The sequence below is a fragment of the Burkholderia cepacia ATCC 25416 genome (assembly GCF_001411495.1).
Classification (GTDB): Bacteria; Pseudomonadota; Gammaproteobacteria; order Burkholderiales; family Burkholderiaceae; genus Burkholderia; species Burkholderia cepacia.
Map to the genome: position 1 here is coordinate 858,051 of NZ_CP012981.1, position 19,370 is coordinate 877,420.

The 19,370-nt window shown below is 58.5% G+C and carries 14 protein-coding genes; 11 read left to right on the forward strand and 3 right to left on the reverse strand.

Features of this window, described 5'->3' with window-relative positions:
- Window positions 1-8 precede the first annotated feature (8 nt).
- The 4 genes from APZ15_RS03890 to APZ15_RS03905 all read left to right on the forward strand — a co-directional run bounded on the left by APZ15_RS03890 (window position 9) and on the right by APZ15_RS03905 (window position 8,496).
- A complete protein-coding gene (locus tag APZ15_RS03890) occupies window positions 9-494 on the forward strand; it encodes a DUF7680 family protein (RefSeq protein WP_034195836.1) in 486 nt (161 codons plus the stop codon).
- 9 nt (window positions 495-503) lie between these two features.
- Window positions 504-2,237 (forward strand): ATP-binding protein, encoded by a 1,734-nt coding sequence (locus APZ15_RS03895; RefSeq protein WP_027788792.1) that lies wholly within the window; start codon window positions 504-506, stop codon window positions 2,235-2,237.
- 67 nt (window positions 2,238-2,304) lie between these two features.
- A complete protein-coding gene (locus APZ15_RS03900; protein ID WP_027788791.1) occupies window positions 2,305-5,268 on the forward strand; it encodes a DUF1156 domain-containing protein in 2,964 nt (987 codons plus the stop codon).
- 3 nt (window positions 5,269-5,271) lie between these two features.
- On the forward strand, window positions 5,272-8,496 hold the full coding sequence (locus APZ15_RS03905; RefSeq protein ID WP_080982192.1) for a DEAD/DEAH box helicase: 3,225 nt from the start codon (window positions 5,272-5,274) through the stop codon (window positions 8,494-8,496).
- Window positions 8,497-8,825: 329 nt separating this feature from the next.
- On the opposite strand, the gene APZ15_RS03910 is transcribed toward APZ15_RS03905, so the two are convergent.
- Entirely contained in the window at window positions 8,826-9,113 is a 288-nt protein-coding gene (locus APZ15_RS03910) for a DUF6471 domain-containing protein (protein ID WP_049098586.1), read from the reverse strand.
- A 233-nt stretch (window positions 9,114-9,346) separates the two neighbouring features.
- Here APZ15_RS03910 and APZ15_RS03915 point away from each other — a divergent pair, with 233 nt between their 5' ends.
- The 6 genes from APZ15_RS03915 to APZ15_RS42585 all read left to right on the forward strand — a co-directional run bounded on the left by APZ15_RS03915 (window position 9,347) and on the right by APZ15_RS42585 (window position 15,634).
- Window positions 9,347-10,117, forward strand: coding sequence for a hypothetical protein (locus APZ15_RS03915; RefSeq protein ID WP_027788789.1), 771 nt, complete (start codon window positions 9,347-9,349; stop codon window positions 10,115-10,117).
- The gene (locus APZ15_RS03920; protein WP_027788788.1) at window positions 10,114-12,147 is read left to right on the forward strand and encodes an integrase catalytic domain-containing protein; all 2,034 of its coding nucleotides are present in this window, start codon (window positions 10,114-10,116) and stop codon (window positions 12,145-12,147) included. Before APZ15_RS03915 ends, APZ15_RS03920 begins: the two co-directional genes overlap by 4 nt.
- Window positions 12,144-13,130, forward strand: a complete 987-nt coding sequence (locus APZ15_RS03925; protein WP_034195835.1) for a TniB family NTP-binding protein — start codon at window positions 12,144-12,146, stop codon at window positions 13,128-13,130. Before APZ15_RS03920 ends, APZ15_RS03925 begins: the two co-directional genes overlap by 4 nt.
- On the forward strand, window positions 13,127-14,974 hold the full coding sequence (locus APZ15_RS03930; RefSeq protein ID WP_027788786.1) for a TniQ family protein: 1,848 nt from the start codon (window positions 13,127-13,129) through the stop codon (window positions 14,972-14,974). The genes APZ15_RS03925 and APZ15_RS03930 overlap by 4 nt, the downstream gene beginning before the upstream one ends.
- Before the next feature lie 140 nt (window positions 14,975-15,114).
- Entirely contained in the window at window positions 15,115-15,450 is a 336-nt protein-coding gene (locus APZ15_RS03935; protein WP_027788785.1) for a hypothetical protein, read from the forward strand.
- Complete coding sequence (locus APZ15_RS42585) at window positions 15,434-15,634, forward strand: BPSL0761 family protein (protein ID WP_080982193.1); 201 nt, start codon at window positions 15,434-15,436, stop codon at window positions 15,632-15,634. The genes APZ15_RS03935 and APZ15_RS42585 overlap by 17 nt, the downstream gene beginning before the upstream one ends.
- Window positions 15,635-16,369: 735 nt before the next feature.
- Here APZ15_RS42585 and APZ15_RS40720 read toward each other — a convergent pair.
- Window positions 16,370-16,954, reverse strand: a complete 585-nt coding sequence (locus APZ15_RS40720) for a hypothetical protein (RefSeq protein ID WP_138143297.1) — start codon at window positions 16,952-16,954, stop codon at window positions 16,370-16,372.
- 372 nt (window positions 16,955-17,326) lie between these two features.
- Window positions 17,327-17,920 carry a hypothetical protein gene (locus APZ15_RS03940; RefSeq protein WP_138143298.1) on the reverse strand — a complete coding sequence of 198 codons (594 nt, stop codon included), beginning with the start codon at window positions 17,918-17,920 and terminating at the stop codon, window positions 17,327-17,329.
- Between the two features lie 110 nt (window positions 17,921-18,030).
- On the opposite strand from APZ15_RS03940, the gene APZ15_RS40725 reads away from it, so the two are divergent.
- Entirely contained in the window at window positions 18,031-19,278 is a 1,248-nt protein-coding gene (locus APZ15_RS40725; RefSeq protein WP_138143299.1) for an HNH endonuclease signature motif containing protein, read from the forward strand.
- Window positions 19,279-19,370: the final 92 nt, after the last annotated feature.

Below are 19,370 nucleotides of genomic sequence, written 5' to 3' on the forward strand. Positions count from 1 at the left end.
GAGGTCCTATGGGAAAAGTCACCACATTGCGTAGCGTGAGCAGCAAACAACATTCGGCGCTTCCGCACTACGAGCTGCGTGCGCGTCGCCTCGCCGGCGCCGACATGGAAATCGAAATCTGGCAGTTGCCGGCCAGCGCCACGCCGCACATCAAACAGCCCACTTACATCGCCGGGCTGCGTGGCCGCAACCTCTCGCTTATCGAGCACCGCCTGCTGCGTCGTATGAAGCAGGTACGTATCGACCTCCTGAACCTACCTGCGATTGACGCTTTGCGTGTTCCCATCGACGAGGATATGGCCATCAATCTCGGCCTGCTCCTCCGTGTGCTGGCACCGATGCGCAATCGCGAGCACATCGCTGCCGTAGCTGCAGGCATAGAAGCGATGACCAAGGAAGAAGCCGCTTACTGGCTTGGCATGGCGATGCATCGCAAACATCCCCGACGTGTGCTGATGGCGCTGCGTTTCCTATTGATTGAGCCGAGCCGTTAAAGCACGCACATGCGAGAAGTCACTGAAGTCCGCGCACTCCTTGAGCGATTGGAGGTCGAGGAAGCCGATGCCCTCGAGGCCCAGGACCTCGATTTCAAGGAATGGCCGGCCGAGCCCAAACAGGCCATCCGGCTCGCCGTCGATATCGCTGTTTGCATGGCCAATGGCGGCGGCGGCACAGTTGTATTCGGCGTGCGGGACAGAGTGGTCGGTCGGGTCAAGGCCATCATCGGCGTGCCGTCGGAGGCCGATAGCCATCAACTCAAGCACGACATTTACGAGCGTACAGCGCCCAAGCTCACGCCTGAGGTGTTCGAACTGCCTGTGCCAGAAGGCACCGGCCGGTTATTCATCATGCAGGTATATGGGGGTCTGCCACCTTACACCAACACCTCTGGCAGTGGTTCCGTACGCAAGGGCCGCGACTGTGTGCCGCTCACTGGCGACCTGCGCGACAAACTGATGGTCGAGCGTGGCAGCGCCGACTACACAGCAAGCACGCTCCCGGAAGCGCCCGAAGCGCTTATCTCGGCGGCCGCCATGGAACGCTTGCGCGACCTGGCACGTGAAGAGCAAGCTCCTGCGGACCTGCTGCGGCGGACTGACCTCGACCTGCTTGCCTCACTCGACCTGTTGCGCGAAGGGCGCCTGACGCGCGCCGGTTTGCTCATTGCCGGGCAGACCGACGCCATTGCACGGCATCTGCCGAATTTCAGCTGGACGCATGAACGCATGCGCAGCGCCACCGTCTATGACAACCGCGCGGATGGCCGCGAGCAGAATGCGCTTGCACTGCCTTTGGCCTTGTCTGCGCTGGAGACCATCATCAATGCGGACAATCCCATCACGACAGTCGAGCACGGACTCTATCACCTGGAGTACCGTGCCTATCCAACGATTGCATTGCGTGAGGCTTTGCTGAATGCCTTGTCGCACCTCGATTTGAGACTCGCGAGTCCAGTGCTCGTAAAACAATATCCAAGGCGCCTGGAAATCACCAACCCTGGTGGATTGGTCGGAGGCATTACACCGACCAACATCCTCCACCATCCGCCATTAGCCCGGAATCCATTGCTGGTGCAGGCCCTGGCCAAGCTCCGTTTGGTGAACCGGAGCAATCTGGGTATTGGTCGCATGTTCGAATCCATGCTCATTGAGGGCAAGGAGCCGCCGCACATCATCGACGAAGAAAGTGCGGTCCGTGTAGTTTTCAAGCGCCAGGAAACTGCCCAGCCCTTCCGCCAGTTCATTGCTGAAGAGGGTAAGGCAGGCCGCGTGCTCGACGTGGACCATCTGCTAGTGCTGCGCTACTTGCTGAGCCACCCCGAAGTAGACACACCAACCGCTGCCGAGCTTTGCCAGCGGCGCGATGTGGAGATGCGCGACATTCTCGACGAGATGGTGCAAGTCTTCGACTACCTCGAGCGAGGTGGCGTGGGGCGTGGTACCTGGTGGCGGATGAAGCCTGGCCTACATCGGCGGCTGGAAGGGCTGGGTCACGCAGAGCGTGACCAGCGCATCGACTGGGATGTTGCCAAGACGCGCGTGCTCAACATGCTCAAGCAGCGTACCAAGCGTGGCGAGCCAGGTCTTACCAACGCCGACATCCGCACAGTCACAGCCTACAGCCGCTTGCAGGTCAACCGTCTCATTCACGAACTCGAAACAGAAGGTGTACTACTAAGTGGCCATGGCCGCGGCGCCCGTTACACCTACGTGCCCGAACAGACCCAGGAAGACTAAAACATATGACCCAACCAGACAAATTCTTTATCGCCACGCGCGTGGTGAACTCGGACGGAGGTTTGCGATGAGCCGCCGTCTGATTGAGTCTTGGTTGCCGATTGCGGCGCTCGGCGAAGAGAGCGTGCGCGAACGCCGCTCGATGACGGCGCTACCACCCACCTACTACCTGCACGTGTGGTGGGCGCGTCGCCCACTTGTTGCCTCGCGGGCGGCCATTCTGGCCTCTTTGTTACCGGAGGATGCGGACCATAGTAGGTTTTTGCACACGTTAGGAATACATGGCGACCCCGTCGCAACTCGCCGCCGCATTGACCGTGCAAAAAAAACGGGCGAAGACTTGGGGCTAAATCCCTATGGGTACGAGCGCGCGTTCAAGTACCTACCAAGCCCAGAAGAAAAAGAGTGGTTGCAATCTGAAATAGCTCGGGTTGCTCCGGGTACTCCTGCGGTCCTGGACCCGACTGCAGGAGGTGGAAGCATCCCATTTGAATCGCTTCGTCTCGGCCTTGCCACGCAAGCCAATGATTTGAATCCGGTTGCTGTACTCGTTCAGCGCGGAACTTATGAATTTCCATTGAAGTATGGAACTAGTGTTCAGGTTGAGTTTAAGAGGATTGCTACGCGATTTCTCGAAATGGCTGAACCCAGGTTCACTGGTCTGTTCGCTCCAGAGCCCGACCAAGCTCAGGTTCTTGGCTATTTGTGGGCCCGCACTGTTCGTTGCCCGCACTGTGATGGCCTCGTCCCGTTGTCGCCCAACTGGCGACTTGCGCCGGATGGTACCGGTGTTCGCTTGAATCCGAGTCAAGGAGCCGGCGTGGGCGACAAATCGCGCCACGTCAGCTTTTCCATCGTCAACAAGGCGAAAGAGCAATCCGCAGGAACCGTTTCTGGTGGAGACGCAACCTGTCCGTTCAAGGACTGTGCACGATTGATTTCTGGCGACCACATCAAGATGGAGGCCCAGGCCGGCCGCATGGGTGAGCAGCTCTATGCGGTCGTGTTCAAGAAGAAGGTCATTACGGGCCACACTAAATCTGGCAAGCCGAAGGAGAAATGGGTACGGGGTTATCGTGCCCCTCGTCCTGAGGACGACCTGTCTGAGTTGGTTCAAGCACGTCTCAGCGATAAGCTCCCTGATTGGGAGGCACTGGACATGGTACCTACGGAAGCGGTGACGCTAGGCCATAAAACTGAAGAGCCGCTTCGGTACGGAATGAAGTGCTGGCAAGACATGTTCTCGCCACGTCAGTTGCTGGGACACGGAACCGCCGTAGAAGTTTTTCGTGAGCTTATTGAAGAGGAAAAGGCTGGCGGACGCTGGAATGACATCCTGAGTGCGGCATTTGCATATTTGTCGCTGACACTCGACAAGATGCTCAACTACAACTCACGAATGTCCGTATGGATGCCGACCCGAGAGGTGATAGCGAATACGTTTAATCGTCACGATTTTGCATTTTGCTGGTCGCACGCCGAAATGCCACCGCTTATCGTCGGCCTGGGCTATGAGTGGGCCATCGAACAGACCACCAAATGCATCGGCGAGCTGGTTGAGTTGGCGCGCCCTGATGCAACGGGTACTGCAGAACGCCAAACCAGTTTATTTAGTGCTCCGACGGCAGACAAGCCATTCGTTCCGTCGCCGGTTACGTTGACCTGCAAGTCGGGCGACAGTCTCGACCATATTGCCGACGCTAGCATTGACGCAGTGGTGATGGACCCGCCGTACTACGACAATGTCATGTATGCGGAACTATCCGATTTCTTCTACGTTTGGCTCAAACGCACAGCGGGCTATGCCTATCCGGAGTTTTTTCGCCGCCCACTGACAGACAAGGAAAACGAAGCAGTCGCCAACCCAGCCAAATTCAAGGGTGAAAAGGGCGCCAAGGTGCTGGCAGGACGCGACTACCAGCATCGTATGTCAGCCATCTTCGCCGAAATGCGTCGCGTGCTAAAGCCAGACGGCATCATTACCCTCATGTTCACGCACAAGGCCACGGGCGCCTGGGATGCGCTGACCAAGGGTCTGATGGAAGCTGGCTTCGCCATCACGGCTTCCTGGCCGCTGAACACGGAGGCCGAGGCCAGCATGCACATCAAGGACAAGTCGGCCGCCAACTCGACCGTCTTCCTCGTCTGCCGGCCGCTAAATCATCAGGGCGCGGAAACACGCTATTGGGAAGACGTGGAACCAAAGGTGCGCGCTGCCGTGCGCGAGCGCATCGGCGCTTTCCAGAAGGGCGGTATTCGCGGAGTAGACCTCTATCTCTCCTGCTTCGGCCCTGCGCTGGAAGTGTTCTCGCAAGCCTGGCCGCTGGTGCGTGGCACGCCGCGCCAGGATGTCGAGCAGACGCGCCGCAAGCGCCGGCAGGCAGAAATTTTCGAGGAGGAGTACGACCCCTTCGCGGTGTCGCCCGAAGACGCACTGGTGGCAGCCCGCGCTGAAGTGAAAAACTGGCGCCTATCGCAATTGGCGCACGCCAAACGCAATGTCGAACTCGACAATCTAACGAGTTGGTTCGTGCTCGCCTGGGATGCCTTTGAAGCACCAGTCTTCCCGTATGACGAAGCTAACAAGCTGGCAAAGGTGTGCGGCGTCGACATGGAGCGCGATGTCATCGGCAAGCTCGCCGAGAAGAAGGCTTCCGACATCGTGCTGTGGGACTCAATCACCCGCGCAGCCAAAGGCTCACTGGGCTTGCCAGACGGGCGCGACTCGATGATGGACGCCCTGCATCAATTGGCGAAGACGGTGCGCGGCACGTCTCTGGAGTCGGCCAACGAGCTGCTGACCAAGCATGGGCTAGCAAACGAACCTGCCTTCCTGACAGCGCTGGAGGCTGTGCTCGAAGTGCTGCCCGTGGGTAAGGCATGGAGCGGGTTTGACCTGCCCGACGCTGCGACAGGGGCAGGGGCAGACTTCGACGCGCTCGAAAACCTGCGTCGCCTGGCACTGGCTGAAAAAGTGGCCGAGCCTGAGCAATTGAAGATGTGGCAGGAAGAAAGCACCGCACAGGAATAAGCCATGCCCTTGCTGACAGACCTTGCTTGGCAGAGCAAGTACGACCATGACGACGGCTCGCTCATCGAGCAGTTCTACGTGCATGCCTTATCGTGCGCGCAGCGCTACGACCGCACGACTGGCTACTTCACAGCCACGGCGCTGGCGATTGCGGCGCGCGGCATCGAGGGCCTGGTGCTTAACAACGGGCGCATGCGCATGGTGGTGGGTTGCACGCTGGACGAAGCGGAAGTCAACGCCATCGAACGCGGTCAAACCTTGCGCGATACGGTGGAAGCCAAGCTGTTGGCCATGCCAGTGCGTGGCGAGTCCGTTCGTGAGCAGGAAGCACTGGCTTTGCTGGCCTGGATGGTGGCACGCGGCCACCTCGAAATCAAAGTAGCCGTGCCCTGCGATGCGCATCGTAACCCGGTGAGCAGCCAAGCCATCTTTCACGAGAAGGCCGGCATCATCGAAGACAAGACCGGGAGCCGCCTGGCTTTCGCGGGTAGTGTCAACGAGACGGCCTACGGGTGGCTGCACAATTGGGAGAGCTTCCACGTCTTCTGTGACTGGGACGGCGACGTGAAGCATGTTGAGGAGGAGGAGCGTAGCTTCGCGCGCTTGTGGGCAGACAAGGCCAAACGTGCGGTGGTGATGGATGTACCGTCTGCCGTTCGTGAAAACGTGCTGCGTTTCTTGCCGTCAGGAGAGGAGGAGCCCGAGCGTCTGAAGCGCGCGCGTCAGCAAGGCACGGATGCTTCTTCAACAGAAGGCGAGCCACCGCGCCAGACTCCTACTGTCAAACTGCCGTCCGTCGAAGAACGCCGCCGTGACATCTGGCAAACTATCTGGGCGACGCCCCGACTGCCCGGTGGTGAGCGAATCGCCGAGGCGACCAGCGCGATTACGCCATGGCCGCATCAGGTGCGCGCCTTCCAGCGCATGCTGGACCACTGGCCACCGCGCCTTCTGATTGCGGACGAGGTAGGGCTGGGCAAGACCATCGAAGCAGGTTTGCTGCTGCGCTTCGCTTGGCTCTCGGGGAGAGCGAAGCGCATTCTCGTGCTCGCGCCGAAGGCCGTCATGACGCAGTGGCAGATTGAATTGCGCGAGAAGTTCAACCTCAACTGGCCCATCTACGACGGCAAGCGGCTGACCTGGTATCCATCGCCGATGATGCGCGGGCATGCCGAGAAGGATGTGTCGCGCGACGAGTGGCATCACGAGCCGTTCGTCATCGCATCCAGTCATCTGATGCGCCGTCGTGACCGTCAACGCGAACTTCTGGACGTCGCCGAGCCATGGGACCTCGTCGTGCTCGACGAAGCGCACCACGCACGACGCAAGAGCCCCGGTGGAACACAGGAAGGCCCCCCCAACCTGTTGTTGCAGCTCATGCAACGCCTACAGGCCCGCACGCAGGCGCTATTGTTGCTAACGGCGACGCCGATGCAGGTGCATCCGGTAGAGGTGTGGGATTTGCTCGCGCTACTGGCGATGCCACAGGAGTGGAGCCGCACCGCCTTCCTGGAGTTTTTTCGCAAGGTCGGTAATGAGAACCCTTCGCATGACGATTTCGAGTTTCTCGCCGGCCTGTTTCGTGCCGCTGAGACTGCGTTCGGCGAAGTCCGACTCGAAGCAGCCCAGCGCCGTGCTCCGGGCAACAGCGCCCTCAAGGCCAAGCGCATCCTGCGCTCGCTACGCGAATCGGCCGCCACACCACGGCGTCAGCTGTCCGCCGAGGAGCGACGTAGCGCAGTGGGCATCATGCGGGCGTACACGCCCGTGGCGGGGTTGGTGTCGCGTCACACGCGTGACCTGCTGCGCGAGTACCACCGCCGGGGCATGCTCGGGACACCAATTGCCTCGCGTGAAGTTGTCGACGAGTTTCTCGACGTGACCAATGAAGAGGCGCAGGTGTACAGCGCACTCGAGTCCTATATATCGACAACCTACAACAACGCCCAGGCTAATAAGCGCACGGCTGTAGGTTTCGTGATGACCATCTACCGCAAACGCCTTGCGTCAAGCTTCTACGCGCTACGTCGAACGTTGGAAGAGCGCCTCGCCTTCGTGAAAGGGCAAGCACGCCTGCCTTTCGACGAACTGCGTTCGAGCGAGGACGCAGAAGACGACGTCGACGAGACGGGGGATGCTGTTGACGATGAAGTGGTCGACCTGCAAAAGGAAGCGGCCTTGCAGCTCGAAGAGCAGACGGACATCGCGGACCTGCTCGCCCAGGTGAGGCGCCTGCCAGTGGATACCAAGGCAAAACGCCTGGCCGAGGTGCTACGTGCTCTGCAAAGCGGTAGCTACCACGCAATGGACCATTCATTACTGCCAGCGTATCCGCAGGCGATTGTCTTTACGCAATACACTGACACGCTCGACTACTTGCGCGACTTCCTGAAAACTGAGGGCTTCTCCGTGCTGTGTTATTCAGGCCGTGGGGGTGAGTGGCTTCAGCCCGATGGTCAATGGAAGACGTTAACACGTGAGGAAACAAAGCGGCGCTTCAAGGCACAGGACGCACAGGTGCTAGTGTGCACAGATGCCGCTGCGGAAGGTCTGAACTTCCAATTTTGCGGTGCACTCATCAATTTCGATTGTCCTTGGAATCCGATGCGCATCGAGCAGCGCATCGGGCGTGTCGACCGTCTGGGGCAAGCCTTTCCACGCATCGCGGTGGTCAACCTGATGTACGAAGACACCGTGGAAACGGACGTCTACCGTGCGCTGCGCACGCGCATCAATCTCTTCACTTCAATTGTGGGACCCTTGCAGCCCATTCTCGCGACAATGCCTGCGAGGATTGCCGAAGTTGCGTTGGCCAGCCCCGACCACCGAGAACAGGCACGAGCGAACTTGGTCAGCCAGTTGCACCAGGCCGTTTCACAGCCGCCTGCCGACGCGTTCAGTCTAGATGAGGTGCTGGAGGCAGCACTGGAGATGTCGGAGCGTGCGCCCGCGCCTTATGGCCTGGATGAGCTAGGGTTGTTGCTTGACCGTGCCCCCATGCTTCCGGATGGTAGCGAAGCACAGCGCGTGAGCAGCAAGGAGGTCTTCTGGAGTGAGCCCGGCGCTCCCCTCATTAGTGTCACGACCGACCCGGATTTTTTTGACGAGCATCCTGAATCGGTCGAGTTTTGGACACCGGGCAGCCCAGCATTTCCGGACATGCCAGCAAATCTTGAAGTTCCAGAGGACATAGGGCCGAGTCTCCAAGACTATCTAAGGGCAAACTGAGCATTCGGTCTGGTGACAGCGTCGCTCGCGCCCAATCCTTGGAATTTAAAGTTTAGCGTCAGGCGTCCGTATGCTGGTTCGGCGGTAGCGCCAGTCGCTTGCGCCCAGCCAGTGGAATTCTGGCCAGCTTGAAAATCTCCTGACCATTGCCTACCGTGGTAAACCCACGCCGGTGCAACGCCGGCGCGTAGTGCCGCGAACGTGCCTATATTCATCTGTCGACCGCCCGCGCGGTCCGGCCCCCTATTTATGAGAGGGTACGACGCGGGAGCCCGGCAATGAAACAGGTCTGGCTATGGACGAATCCGTCGAAGTGGGCGACCTACCGCCTACTTCGCCTTCGCATTGCTCAGTTCCTTTTTGAGCGAAATGGTCTCCACACCCATGGCGCACAAGCAGGCGAGCAGGAATGCCCCCGAGAACCGCTTGCGGTTCACCTTGCGGTTTATCTGGTCGGGCGATTCCTCGATTCCCAGCTCCTCGAGCATCCGCGAAAGCTGCTTGTAGCCGATTTTGAGCCGCACCATCCCCTCTTCTATCAGCCCCTTCGCTTCTTCTTCCCACTGCTCGTAGGGCTGGCCGGGCAGCCGGACACGGTTGTGCGGCAGTTCTTCCATCGTTCCCTCTCGACGTGGCTCGCGCCTGGGTGTTTCCGGGGCTGGAATTCTCTCACGGCAATTTTCGGTCGTATACGACTGATACCAAACCGGCAGAGCTACACGTCCTTAGCAAGCCAATATTGCGAGGACAGAATGCTGACAAATTCTTTACACCCCAGCTCACCGGCCCGACGGACCGCAGCGGCATCCCGGACGAGCAGCCGATTGCACGTGCCAGTCGGAGGTGCGAAATGAGAAGCGCACCATCCTTTGGCGTCCGTAGTCGCCGGGGCGCCGCGAATGCCGGTGTCCGGCTCACCGCCCGGACGTACGGTAAGGCCCGAATCGGCACTTATGCCGAAAAGGCCGACGGCCACATTACCGTCGAATCCGACGCGGAGCGCCTGGTAGCGCACATGCTGTGCGTCGACCCACGCGTACGTTCGTTCAAGCAGCAACCGTTTACCGTCGACCTGGTCGGTGAACGGCTGCTGTTCACGCGCGAGGAACTGTCCGAAGCGCGCAGGATGCGTGGTGGTCGCACCGGGGAGGCCGAGTACACGCCAGACTTCGCCACCGTTCAGGCCGATGGCCTACAGCGCGCGTATGAAGTAAAACTTCAGGGCTTCGAGGGCGACGACCGGTATTGGGCCAAGGTCGCGCGGGCCCAGGAAATCATGGAGGCGTACTGCTATCCGCTCTCCACGGTGGTCGTGCCCGCGGATGAACGGCACCCGGTCGTCGTCAACGCCCAACTGTTGAAGCCGGCAATAGCTCGGGCCCACGAATACCTGACACCGGACATCATCGACCGGGTCGAACGCTATTGCGAAGCCGGCCCGGTGCTGCAGCGCGCGCTGTGTGCCGACCTCGATATTCCGACGGGCCTGATTCCTCAACTGCTAGCCACTGGTGTGCTGCAGGCAGACCTGGCGCATCACCACATCTGCGCCACGCTGGAACTGTCGGCCGCATATGGCGACCTGGGCCACCTCTGTTTGATTGAGGAGCTGCGGCCATGATGTCCGACCTGCGCGCTGGAGACAAGTTGGCGCTGCCCGGGAAAGCGGACAGCTGCTTCGAGGTGATAGACGCTCGCCTGCATGCCGGCTCCATCCAGCTCTTCGATGCCGAGAAATGCGAGGCCCGCTATGTCAAATACGACGACATCCGCGCCCAGATTTCGGAAGGCGGTCTGGTCCTGCATCGAAAGGGAATGCCGCGCGTCAGCATTGCCGCCCAATACGACAATCCGGAATTGCACAGTAAGGTCCGCCTGCTGAACGACACACTGAGGCGTATTGATGCCATCCGGAAGCAGCGAGGTTTGTCGTTTAACGCAGCGATACCTCTGGCCCGTGAAGCCTATCAGATGGAAAACGGGGATAAACCGCTTGTCTGCCCGTTTCCGTCGCGAGCAACCCTGTACCGGGCTCACATGAATCAACTGCTAGGCCTACCAGTTCTCAAGGGTGACAAAAATAAGGGCAATGCGACGGCCAGATATTCAAAAGACCTCGTCGAATTTGTCGAAGAGGTCATCCAGGACCGATTTCTGGTCACGGAATCCGGGTGGACTGTCCTCGACCTGACTAGATACATCAACCGTGAAGCTCGTCGTCGTGGCCTGCATGTTGCCAGGCACGCTATCAGCCGGAAGTTCGTGTGCGCCAGGATTCATGACCTGACCGTCGATGCCGAATACGACCGGATGGACCCGCTAAGCCGGGTCGCCGGCAAGTCGTTCGCGAAGCAACGTATACGGGCAGCGTTCCCGTTCGCACGGATTGAGCAGGATGCTCTCCACCTGCCATTCGTCGTTCGTACGCCCCATGGCATCGCCCGGACCATCTATCTGGTGCTCGCAATTGATGTCTGCACCGGATATCCAGTGGGATGGCACCTCGTCATCGGTTCGCCGCGCGAGATGGATTCGCTGGTGTGCCTTGAGATGTATCTGACGCCTGCCAAGGCAGCCCGCTTCAAGGAGCTTGGTATCGCTCATGCGCTGAACATTTATGGCACGCCCGTACTGGTCATTTTTGATAATGGTCCGGAGACCAAGGGCGGACGAATCGTCCGCCTTGAGCGGCTTGGAATGGATGTCAAGCACTGCAAAGCAAAGGAAGCTCAAGGCAAACCATTCATCGAGCGCCTGAACAGAGCGCTCAAGGAGGCATTGCAGCTTCTCTCGGGCTGCACGCGCTTTGAAGGAAAGGATGGCGTGCGCGACCCGGAGGCGCTAGGCGACGACTTGATGACCCTCGACGCGTTCGAGAAATGGATTGTCAGGTGGCTATATGAGGTCTGGGTCAACACCCCGCTCGACCGGCTGCGTTGGGATGAACTGCTGGTCGATTCGGTCAAGGGAAAGACGCCGCTTGAGCGCCTGACCTACCAGACCGAAGAAATGGGACAACCCATCACCATGCCGCCGGCGCGTCATGAATGGATGGCTGCACTCTTTGAAAACAAGATGTGCGTGTTGAGCGCCAAGACTGGCATCACGCTTGAGCATGGATTCAGGTACCGCGGCAAAGCCATGTCGTATCTGCTGGCCAAGTACGGCGACCACTCGCAGCTGCACGTAGTCTACAACCCCGACGACTTCCGCCAGGCATACGTGTACGAGGGAGATGACCTTCCGCTCGTCACGCTGACGCACGAACACGTTCGTGAGGACACGCCGGCGTGGACCTTTGCTGAAGCCAAAGCGCGATTCGATTCGGGCATGGCTAACTGGACGGTCCCGGACGAAAAGGTCCAATTCGAGCGTGACATGGACGAGGCGGTCACCGGAAACCGGAAAGCCGATAAGCGCAGAACCCGCGGTAAGCGCGAGGAAAACAAGGAAACCGTGCGCCGCGCCAAAGACGACTCGGCTGTCCAGAGGGCCATCGACCGGCCGCTTTCAGCGACAGCGCCGTTCGGGCCTGCACCTTCGACCAATCAGTCGTTGCCGGCGGAAGACCTTCAGCCCGACGCCGTCTCGTACGACAACGCGCCTTTAATGCACATCGTAAACAGAAACACCGGAGAGAAACTGCTGTGACGCCAGCTCAACAACTGCGCAGAGACATTGAGGCCTGCGAACTTCCGCATCCCATGTTTGTGGAGCACCTCACTGCGCTCAAACGGCGCATCGATGACGCCCTTACTGGCTTTGCGCCCAAAGTCGTTCGGGTTCCTGGTCCGAGCGGTGTGGGCAAATCCTCGCTCATCGCCAACCTGTCTCGCGACTACCCTGAAAACCGCATCGATGGACGGCGCCATGTGCCCGTCCTAGTTGTTGAGGTGCCCCAATCCGCAACGGCCAAACTGCTTCCTAAAAGTGTGCTGCGTGCTTTGGGCATCCAGGTTCCAGGCAGCATGACGGCGGGCGCGATGTTCGACTTGATGGTGACGCAGCTTCGTCTGGCTGGCACACGTGTCGTGATTTTTGACGAGATATCGCACCTCGTAGATGAAGGGTCACGGGTGCCTCCGCGCGCAGCCAGCGACTGGCTCAAGACCCTGGCGGACACGCTCGACATGACGCTGATTCTCTTCGGCATTCCGCGACTCGAACGACTTTTTTCAGCAAATGAACAGCTGCGTCGTCGTGCTTGCCCTGCTCGCAATTTCCTTCCGTACGACGCAAGCATCGCTGACCAGATGGCAGCCTACATCTCGTGCGTTGTGAATTATGCGCGCCTGTTCTCGGCGGCGGGCTATCCGATTGACGTGCCCCCACGCGTGCTGACGCAGCAGAGCTATCTGCTCACCGGGGGTCTGATTGGGGTACTCGCTGACTTCATGCGCGAGCTGGCCAGTCTGAAGGCGAACGAAGCACCGCGCGCCATTACATACGCAGACTGCCAGAGGGCAACTGAATACGTTAGCCACGCTGGGTCACCGCACAGACCGGCTTTCCAGGATTCGGGAATCGATGGCCCGGGCGTGGACCCGGCGGCCCTGAAACAGGCATACGTTCACGTTCTGATGAGCAACGCGACGTCCGTACCGGTTCGAAAAAAGTCAGGAGATAAGCAATGAGCCTAGTTCTCACCTATGCCCCCCGGGACGACGAATCCGGGATGGGGTATTACCGGCGTCTCTCCGCCGACAATGCCCTTTTCAACTGGCGCGACCTGGCAAGTACGGCGGGTATCGAGCGCAATCGCCGCGCCTTGCTCACTCGCACGGATGACGTAGCGCGTAACCTCGGCCTGGAGCCGGCATGGACCGAATTCACCAAGCAGCAGGAAAACCTCACCCGGGATTGGGGACGTCTGCACCGTGCTCAGTCTGACGCCGTGTGTCCGGGGTGTCTGGCTGAATCGCCTTACCTGCGACATCACTGGGAACACGCTTATGTCACCGCATGTCCGCACCATAGAATCCTGCTGGTCGACCAGTGCAACGCGTGCGGGAAGCACCTTTCGCCGGAGCGGCTCTACATTGGATTGTGCTCGTGCGGCCATGACCTGAGCAGCCTGCCGCGTGTGCCGGCGACCCGGGCGCAGCAGTGGCTGTCGACGCTGATTGCGAGCAACGGGCAGCAGGCTGGCAGCGTGAAGCCGCCCCTGCACGGCGTGGACATCAATGTGTTGGTGAAGGTCATTCGTACTCTCTGCCAATATACGGACCCGACGCGCCCCGGGTTGCCGCGCGGCGCGGCATTGCCGAAATTCGTCACCGACGCGGTCGAATTCCTCTCGCCGCTCGAACCCTTGTTGACCGACTGGCCAACCGGTTTTCGGAATCACGTCGAGCAGCGCATTGCCGCCGGTCGCAAGGATGCCCGCACACTGAACACCTTGCTCGGCGACTGGTACATCAGTCTGCGCAAGGTGTGCCAGGGCACGACGCTCGAGCCCCTGCTGCAAATCATCATCGATGTCGCTGCCCAGAAGTCCGATTGCGTCCTGGGCCTGGATTCGGCCAAAGCAATGGCCGAGGATGCGACTGGATACATGCGCGCACCAGATGCCGCGAAGGCCATTGGCGTCAGCGTTTCACGTTTGCATGAATCCATTCTCGATGGCGAGTGCGAGCACCGTGCACGGCGCACTGGCACGCGTGGCCAGCTGTTCGAAATTCCATGCGCTGAAGTTGAGCGTATCCAGCGACAACGCGCCGGTTGGATTTCCGATGTCGACGCCTGTGAACTGGCGGCCGTTCCACCCATCGTCCTCGAACGCATGAAAGCTGCCGGCGTAATCCGTTCGGACGTCCGCTGGCGCGAAGACCTGATGAAGGGCGGTCCGGTCGAGCGTCAGTCCATCGCGGATTTATATGAGCGTGCGGAGCGGTGGGCTGAACCAGATGCACTGGCTGAAGATTCGACGCTCACATGGGCGGAGCTGACCAGTCGGCGTATGGGTGACCGACGAGCAATTGAATCGCTGATGCAGGCCATCGCAAACGGCGACGTGAAAGCCGTCGCGCATGGTCGGACACTGGGCGAAATGTCCTTCCTGAGGGGGGACGTGTCGCAGTATTTCGGCACGCCGCTGCTCGAGGCCGGCATGTCGATTCAGCAGCTCGCGAAAGCGACCGGTTGGAAATGGGAGTCCATTCAGCACTGGGTAGACGAAGGGTTACTGGCGTCCGTTTCGATTCAACGACGCGGCCAACCTTGCCACGTCGTGCTACCGCACCAGTTGCTGGCGTTCAGGCAGGCCTATGTCCCGCTGGCAGACCTGGCGCGTGCCATGGGCACGACGTCGTCAGCGTTGTCGCGCCTGCTGCCCCGCGTCGAACTGGTCGGCGCGAAACGGCTTCCTGATGGCGCAATGCGGGGCGCGCTGATTCGTATCGCCGACCTCGGCCGGTTGGCCGTTATCGGCGCAAGAGCCGGGCACGACCTGTTTGTTCCTGCATCGTTGGCGCTATGAGAAAGCGATACGTCGAACCGACAGTGCGCATCAATCGGCGACGTACGCGCCGTTCGGGACGTCGGTCGACTCTCACGTAGTGCCGCCCGGACCAAGTAACTGAGCAGAAGGATGTGATTTCCCACCACCAGGAGACTGCGATGCCCATCTGGAAACCACGGCCAACGTCCGAATTGCCCACGATTCTGTTATCTCGATGGCGCATATTCGAAACGCAGAACGCAAGCCGACATTTTGTTGGCGTAGACATGCTGGACTCGTCGGGACGAGTCAGCTCTCAGATTGTGACGTTCGACCGGGTCACCTTGCAGGGGGTGACTCAATCGGGACGCATTTACGAACTGGTCGGCAAGAAAGGCTGGTCACTCGACGGCGAGTACATCTGGAAAAGATGGTGCGAACTGAACGAGGTGACGTCATACACCGACGTCACTGAACGCCTTCTTGATGGAGCTGATGATGACGACCCCATATGAACGTACGAAAACCGTCATTGAGACGCGCGAGTTCCTGAAGTTGCTCGCCTCTTCCGACCACGTCGCTAACCGTAGTGAAATCGAAGCATTCGCTGTACGGTTGCTTCGGCACTACCCGCTCGACATCGACCTCGACGTTTCCGCTACAGCGCTTCCAGGAGTCTGGGCTGCACCGGAACACTAGCGAGCTGGCTCAGCAGCAGTTCCGGAATATCCGGCGCGCATCCAAAGGCTCAGCCCTAAGCATATCCCTGGGTTTGAGTCGCTGGGTGGTGAGGCTGAGCCCAGCCCTCCCTGCGGCATATGCCCGGGAAAGCCTTCCACTCAGCATCGCCACCCGTATGTCACCGGTATGGAGCCGCCTCGCCCGCCAGCCTGTATGCGCCCTCCGGGACGCTAGCTTCGCCATCCCGTTGCCGATGTCTCAGACGCTAATCCCCGCAGTCTCGGCTATCCCCTGCGCGCTGCCGGTGGATTCAGCCCCCGTTCACGCAAGCGGCATTGCGTCGTGTCACCGAAGCCAACCAGATGGGTTGGGCGGCCCTCCTGCCCGGCGGCTCGATGACTCGGCGGGCATGCACGAATGCGCTGCAGAACGGTATATGGATTCCGACAGCTGAACAGAGAGCGATGACGCATAAAATTTTCTTATCGAAACACATTTCCTTATGAGCTGACGTCGGGACTCACCGAGATGCTTCTGGTCAACCAACTCGACAGAGTTCAAATGCGCGTTTTCCTTCGCCTGCGCATTGAAGAACTGATTTGTGACGCAGACTTTTTCGAACGAGACATTGGGGTGCCTACGTCGGTAGAACGCTTCGCCAGCCACCACCTCCTTCACTGCGTCCCATCCGAGTTTTGTTCCCTAAATCTAAGCCGCGATTCGCGGCCAATCGCGATTTCTTCTACGCGCTACTCACTCGCATACTGGACTTTTGCGCAGCGACACATTTTCCGAACACGCATGTGCTAATGCGGCCTTGATGCCACTCGAATTTGTGGGCGTCCAATAGTCGTCGATAACGATATATGTGTTCGCGAAACGAAGCCTCATGAGCGTTAATCCTTCCGCCACCTTTGCAGTCCATCCGAGCAAAACGTTTGTCGGCTGGGTTTGATATCTGACGTCGACGAGGCTAGCTTCTGGTTTGAGCTTATTCCAATCGACAAGCGGCGGGACACGAAATGTAATGCGTTGCTTGGGGCGTAGAATCTGCCCGTCCATATCGTGAAAGTCCGCCGCGGGAACCATCGACGTGTTGCCGTACGGCAGCTCAGCACCATGGCTTGTTTCGTGAAGGTACGTTTCGGAGGTCGTGACGAAGAGCGCTTGCGAGCCGAGCTTCGGCATAATGCGCAAGGTCTCTATTCTTTGAGAAATTGAGCTGTCGTTCTCGGCCGTAAACTCGTAGCCGGACGGAAGTGATTTCGAGAAGGAAACTATTACTTGACCTTGCAGAAAGTGTACCGCTGCCATCGCTGCGGCGGTCAATACACTCATGCTGACAATTGCTTTCGCTCGCTTGTAGAGAAATCTTATTACGGAGGTCGCACGGTCCATGCCAGTCGACGGAACCGTATTTGGGGCGGCCGCCGGTTGGGATGATGCGTCTCCTCGACGGCGTCGGCCGGCGCCGGAGCGCATCTTTCGAGATTTTTTCATGCAGCCCTTCATTGAAGTGTCGGTCCGCGCAGATATGCGCTAGGTTCCCCGGCGTTCCCTAACGGATGAACGATTTGCTCTTCTACCCGCCCGAATACAAGCAAACTATCGCACTGACCTGAACAGTTCTGTACTCACACAAGTATTGAACACTCAGTCCCGCACACGCTAGGCACCGAGGCACTTAGGCACCGGACAAGCTCCGCAGCATCACTTGTTTTCGGGCTCAGCGTTCCAATAGAGTATGTCCAGATGCACTCGGTACAGGTTCTTGGTGGTAGCAGTCTGCTTCGCGAATGATTGGAACAAGTCGCTCTGGGCAGGCGTGAGATGAATCACGCCTGCCCAGTAGGGCAGTTTCGACCTAATGTTTGGCGCCCTCTCCTTTTCAGCCGCCTTCAGCCCTTTGGCTGCATCTCTGTCAAGGGGCAGCTCTAACCACTGCAGAAGACGGTCGAGTCCATACTCAGCGCAGATGTACCGATTGTAGGCGCAATGGCGTAGAAAGATGTTGAGGAACTTGCGCGCGGCGCCCCAATACTGGCCGTGCCCGTCGACTTTAGGCAGAGCGGCCTGCAATTTAAGTGTGTGCTTGTCGAGCTGGCAGCGGAACGCATGCTCGGAATCGACGACGAACGTTTCCAGATTCAGGCCGGCGAGAAATGCTTGCGCCGCAGCGACTGTGCCAGTTGGCCCCATCCTACGCGCGGTTCCGCCATTCACCGCGCCCCGGGCGAGCATCCGTCGCAGCCGGCCCGCAGTGGCCTTGTCCAGTGTCAGTTCGTTCATCTGCGCGGTTTCCATGGTGCTTGCTCCCGTAATGAACTGGAATTCTCGCATGGATTTCCCGTAGATTTTTGATGCATAGGTCTCGATAAAGCGACCGTCTTACCGCGCCTTATTTAGAAATTTATGTGAAAATCAGACAATATTTCGAGATTCGCCACAACCTCGCTTGCGCCAATTCGATACTTAATGTCGCATATATAAACATATCAAGCCATATGAAAATCACTTCTGCCTTGCAAACCTCCGCCGCGACATTTCACTATCTCGTTGGCATCGGATGTGACACACGAGTCGCTGCAAACCTATCTGCTCGCTACTCGGTGGAAGAATTACGTAATCTGGCCCCACTGAAGCTGAAGCAGTTTGGCATGCCCGAATCGGTAGTCTCGTCATTGAAGAAGCGACGCCTACCTGTACCGGAGAAAACGCTGCGGCAGGTGCTCGCGAGCAATCTTGAGCTATGCTGCGTTTGCAGAAAACGGGGGCTTGGAGTTGTGGTTCATCATATCGAAAAATATAGCATTTCGAAAAATCACGATGCCTCAAATCTTGCCGTACTGTGTATAGCACACCACTCAAAAGCTCATGCCAATTTCGAACTTGAGCAAAATTTGACGTCCGAGCGCATAATAAATTACAAAAGGAAATGGGAGGAGGCTTGTGTATCCATTGAGCGATGGATTCTCGAGTCCGCGGAAAGGCGAATTTACGAGGTCCGCTGGGATTGGGTGAACTTTCGCCGCGTTCTTCAGAGTACGCTTGAGCTTCCCGATTTTCCAACTAGCTTGGCACGCGAGAAATTGACCGAATTTGGAATTTTGAACGCGCAAGGACATTTCATCGACGAGAGCTGGCAAGCACCTCGTCAAAATGGAGGATACTTTGTAAGCGGCAGCAAGCAAATTTATCTCGCCGCCTACATCACTCAGGTAATTGAACTGTTGGCAAGAAATAGAGCCGTTCTCGACATTACACCTTATCTGGACGAACCGGAGCTTCTGACAGAATTGGTTATGAACGGAGATTTTATATCCGTAAAGGCAGACTTCTACTATAGCCCAGTCGACCAGTTCGAGGGAAATGGTGATTCAGCGATGATTGCGAGGGCACTGACGCGAGATGTATTAGTAGAGTTTCCATATGACCCATGGTTTTGCCTGAGCAGCACGAGTCGATTTGTCCACTACGAGCGCGGCACATCTACAAGGCAGGTCTTGTTCGGAATGGTCAGGTCAATAACAAGAGAACCATTCAGAACACGCGTTCTCATCTCCCCGATTGGTACGAGTCCGACATTCGACCCGCGAGACCGGCTGCTGGGAGGATACTTTCCCGTGACTACCACCGACCGCAGGTTTCATCTGAAGTCATGACGCGAAAGCTATCGTCACAAACTTGGCGGCATGTCCCGGCACCAAAGCATTAGCATCGCCATTGTGGAGCGAACATGCCAAAGCAATGGCGT

Coding starts and splice junctions, on each gene's coding strand:
- APZ15_RS03890 (WP_034195836.1), top strand. CDS start 9: ATGGGAAAAGTCACCACATTGCGTAGCGTGAGCAGCAAACAACATTCG.
- APZ15_RS03895 (WP_027788792.1), top strand. CDS start 504: ATGCGAGAAGTCACTGAAGTCCGCGCACTCCTTGAGCGATTGGAGGTC.
- APZ15_RS03900 (WP_027788791.1), top strand. CDS start 2,305: ATGAGCCGCCGTCTGATTGAGTCTTGGTTGCCGATTGCGGCGCTCGGC.
- APZ15_RS03905 (WP_080982192.1), top strand. CDS start 5,272: ATGCCCTTGCTGACAGACCTTGCTTGGCAGAGCAAGTACGACCATGAC.
- APZ15_RS03910 (WP_049098586.1), bottom strand. CDS start 9,113: ATGGAAGAACTGCCGCACAACCGTGTCCGGCTGCCCGGCCAGCCCTAC.
- APZ15_RS03915 (WP_027788789.1), top strand. CDS start 9,347: ATGAGAAGCGCACCATCCTTTGGCGTCCGTAGTCGCCGGGGCGCCGCG.
- APZ15_RS03920 (WP_027788788.1), top strand. CDS start 10,114: ATGATGTCCGACCTGCGCGCTGGAGACAAGTTGGCGCTGCCCGGGAAA.
- APZ15_RS03930 (WP_027788786.1), top strand. CDS start 13,127: ATGAGCCTAGTTCTCACCTATGCCCCCCGGGACGACGAATCCGGGATG.
- APZ15_RS03935 (WP_027788785.1), top strand. CDS start 15,115: ATGCCCATCTGGAAACCACGGCCAACGTCCGAATTGCCCACGATTCTG.
- APZ15_RS42585 (WP_080982193.1), top strand. CDS start 15,434: ATGACGACCCCATATGAACGTACGAAAACCGTCATTGAGACGCGCGAG.
- APZ15_RS40720 (WP_138143297.1), bottom strand. CDS start 16,954: ATGAGTGTATTGACCGCCGCAGCGATGGCAGCGGTACACTTTCTGCAA.
- APZ15_RS03940 (WP_138143298.1), bottom strand. CDS start 17,920: ATGGAAACCGCGCAGATGAACGAACTGACACTGGACAAGGCCACTGCG.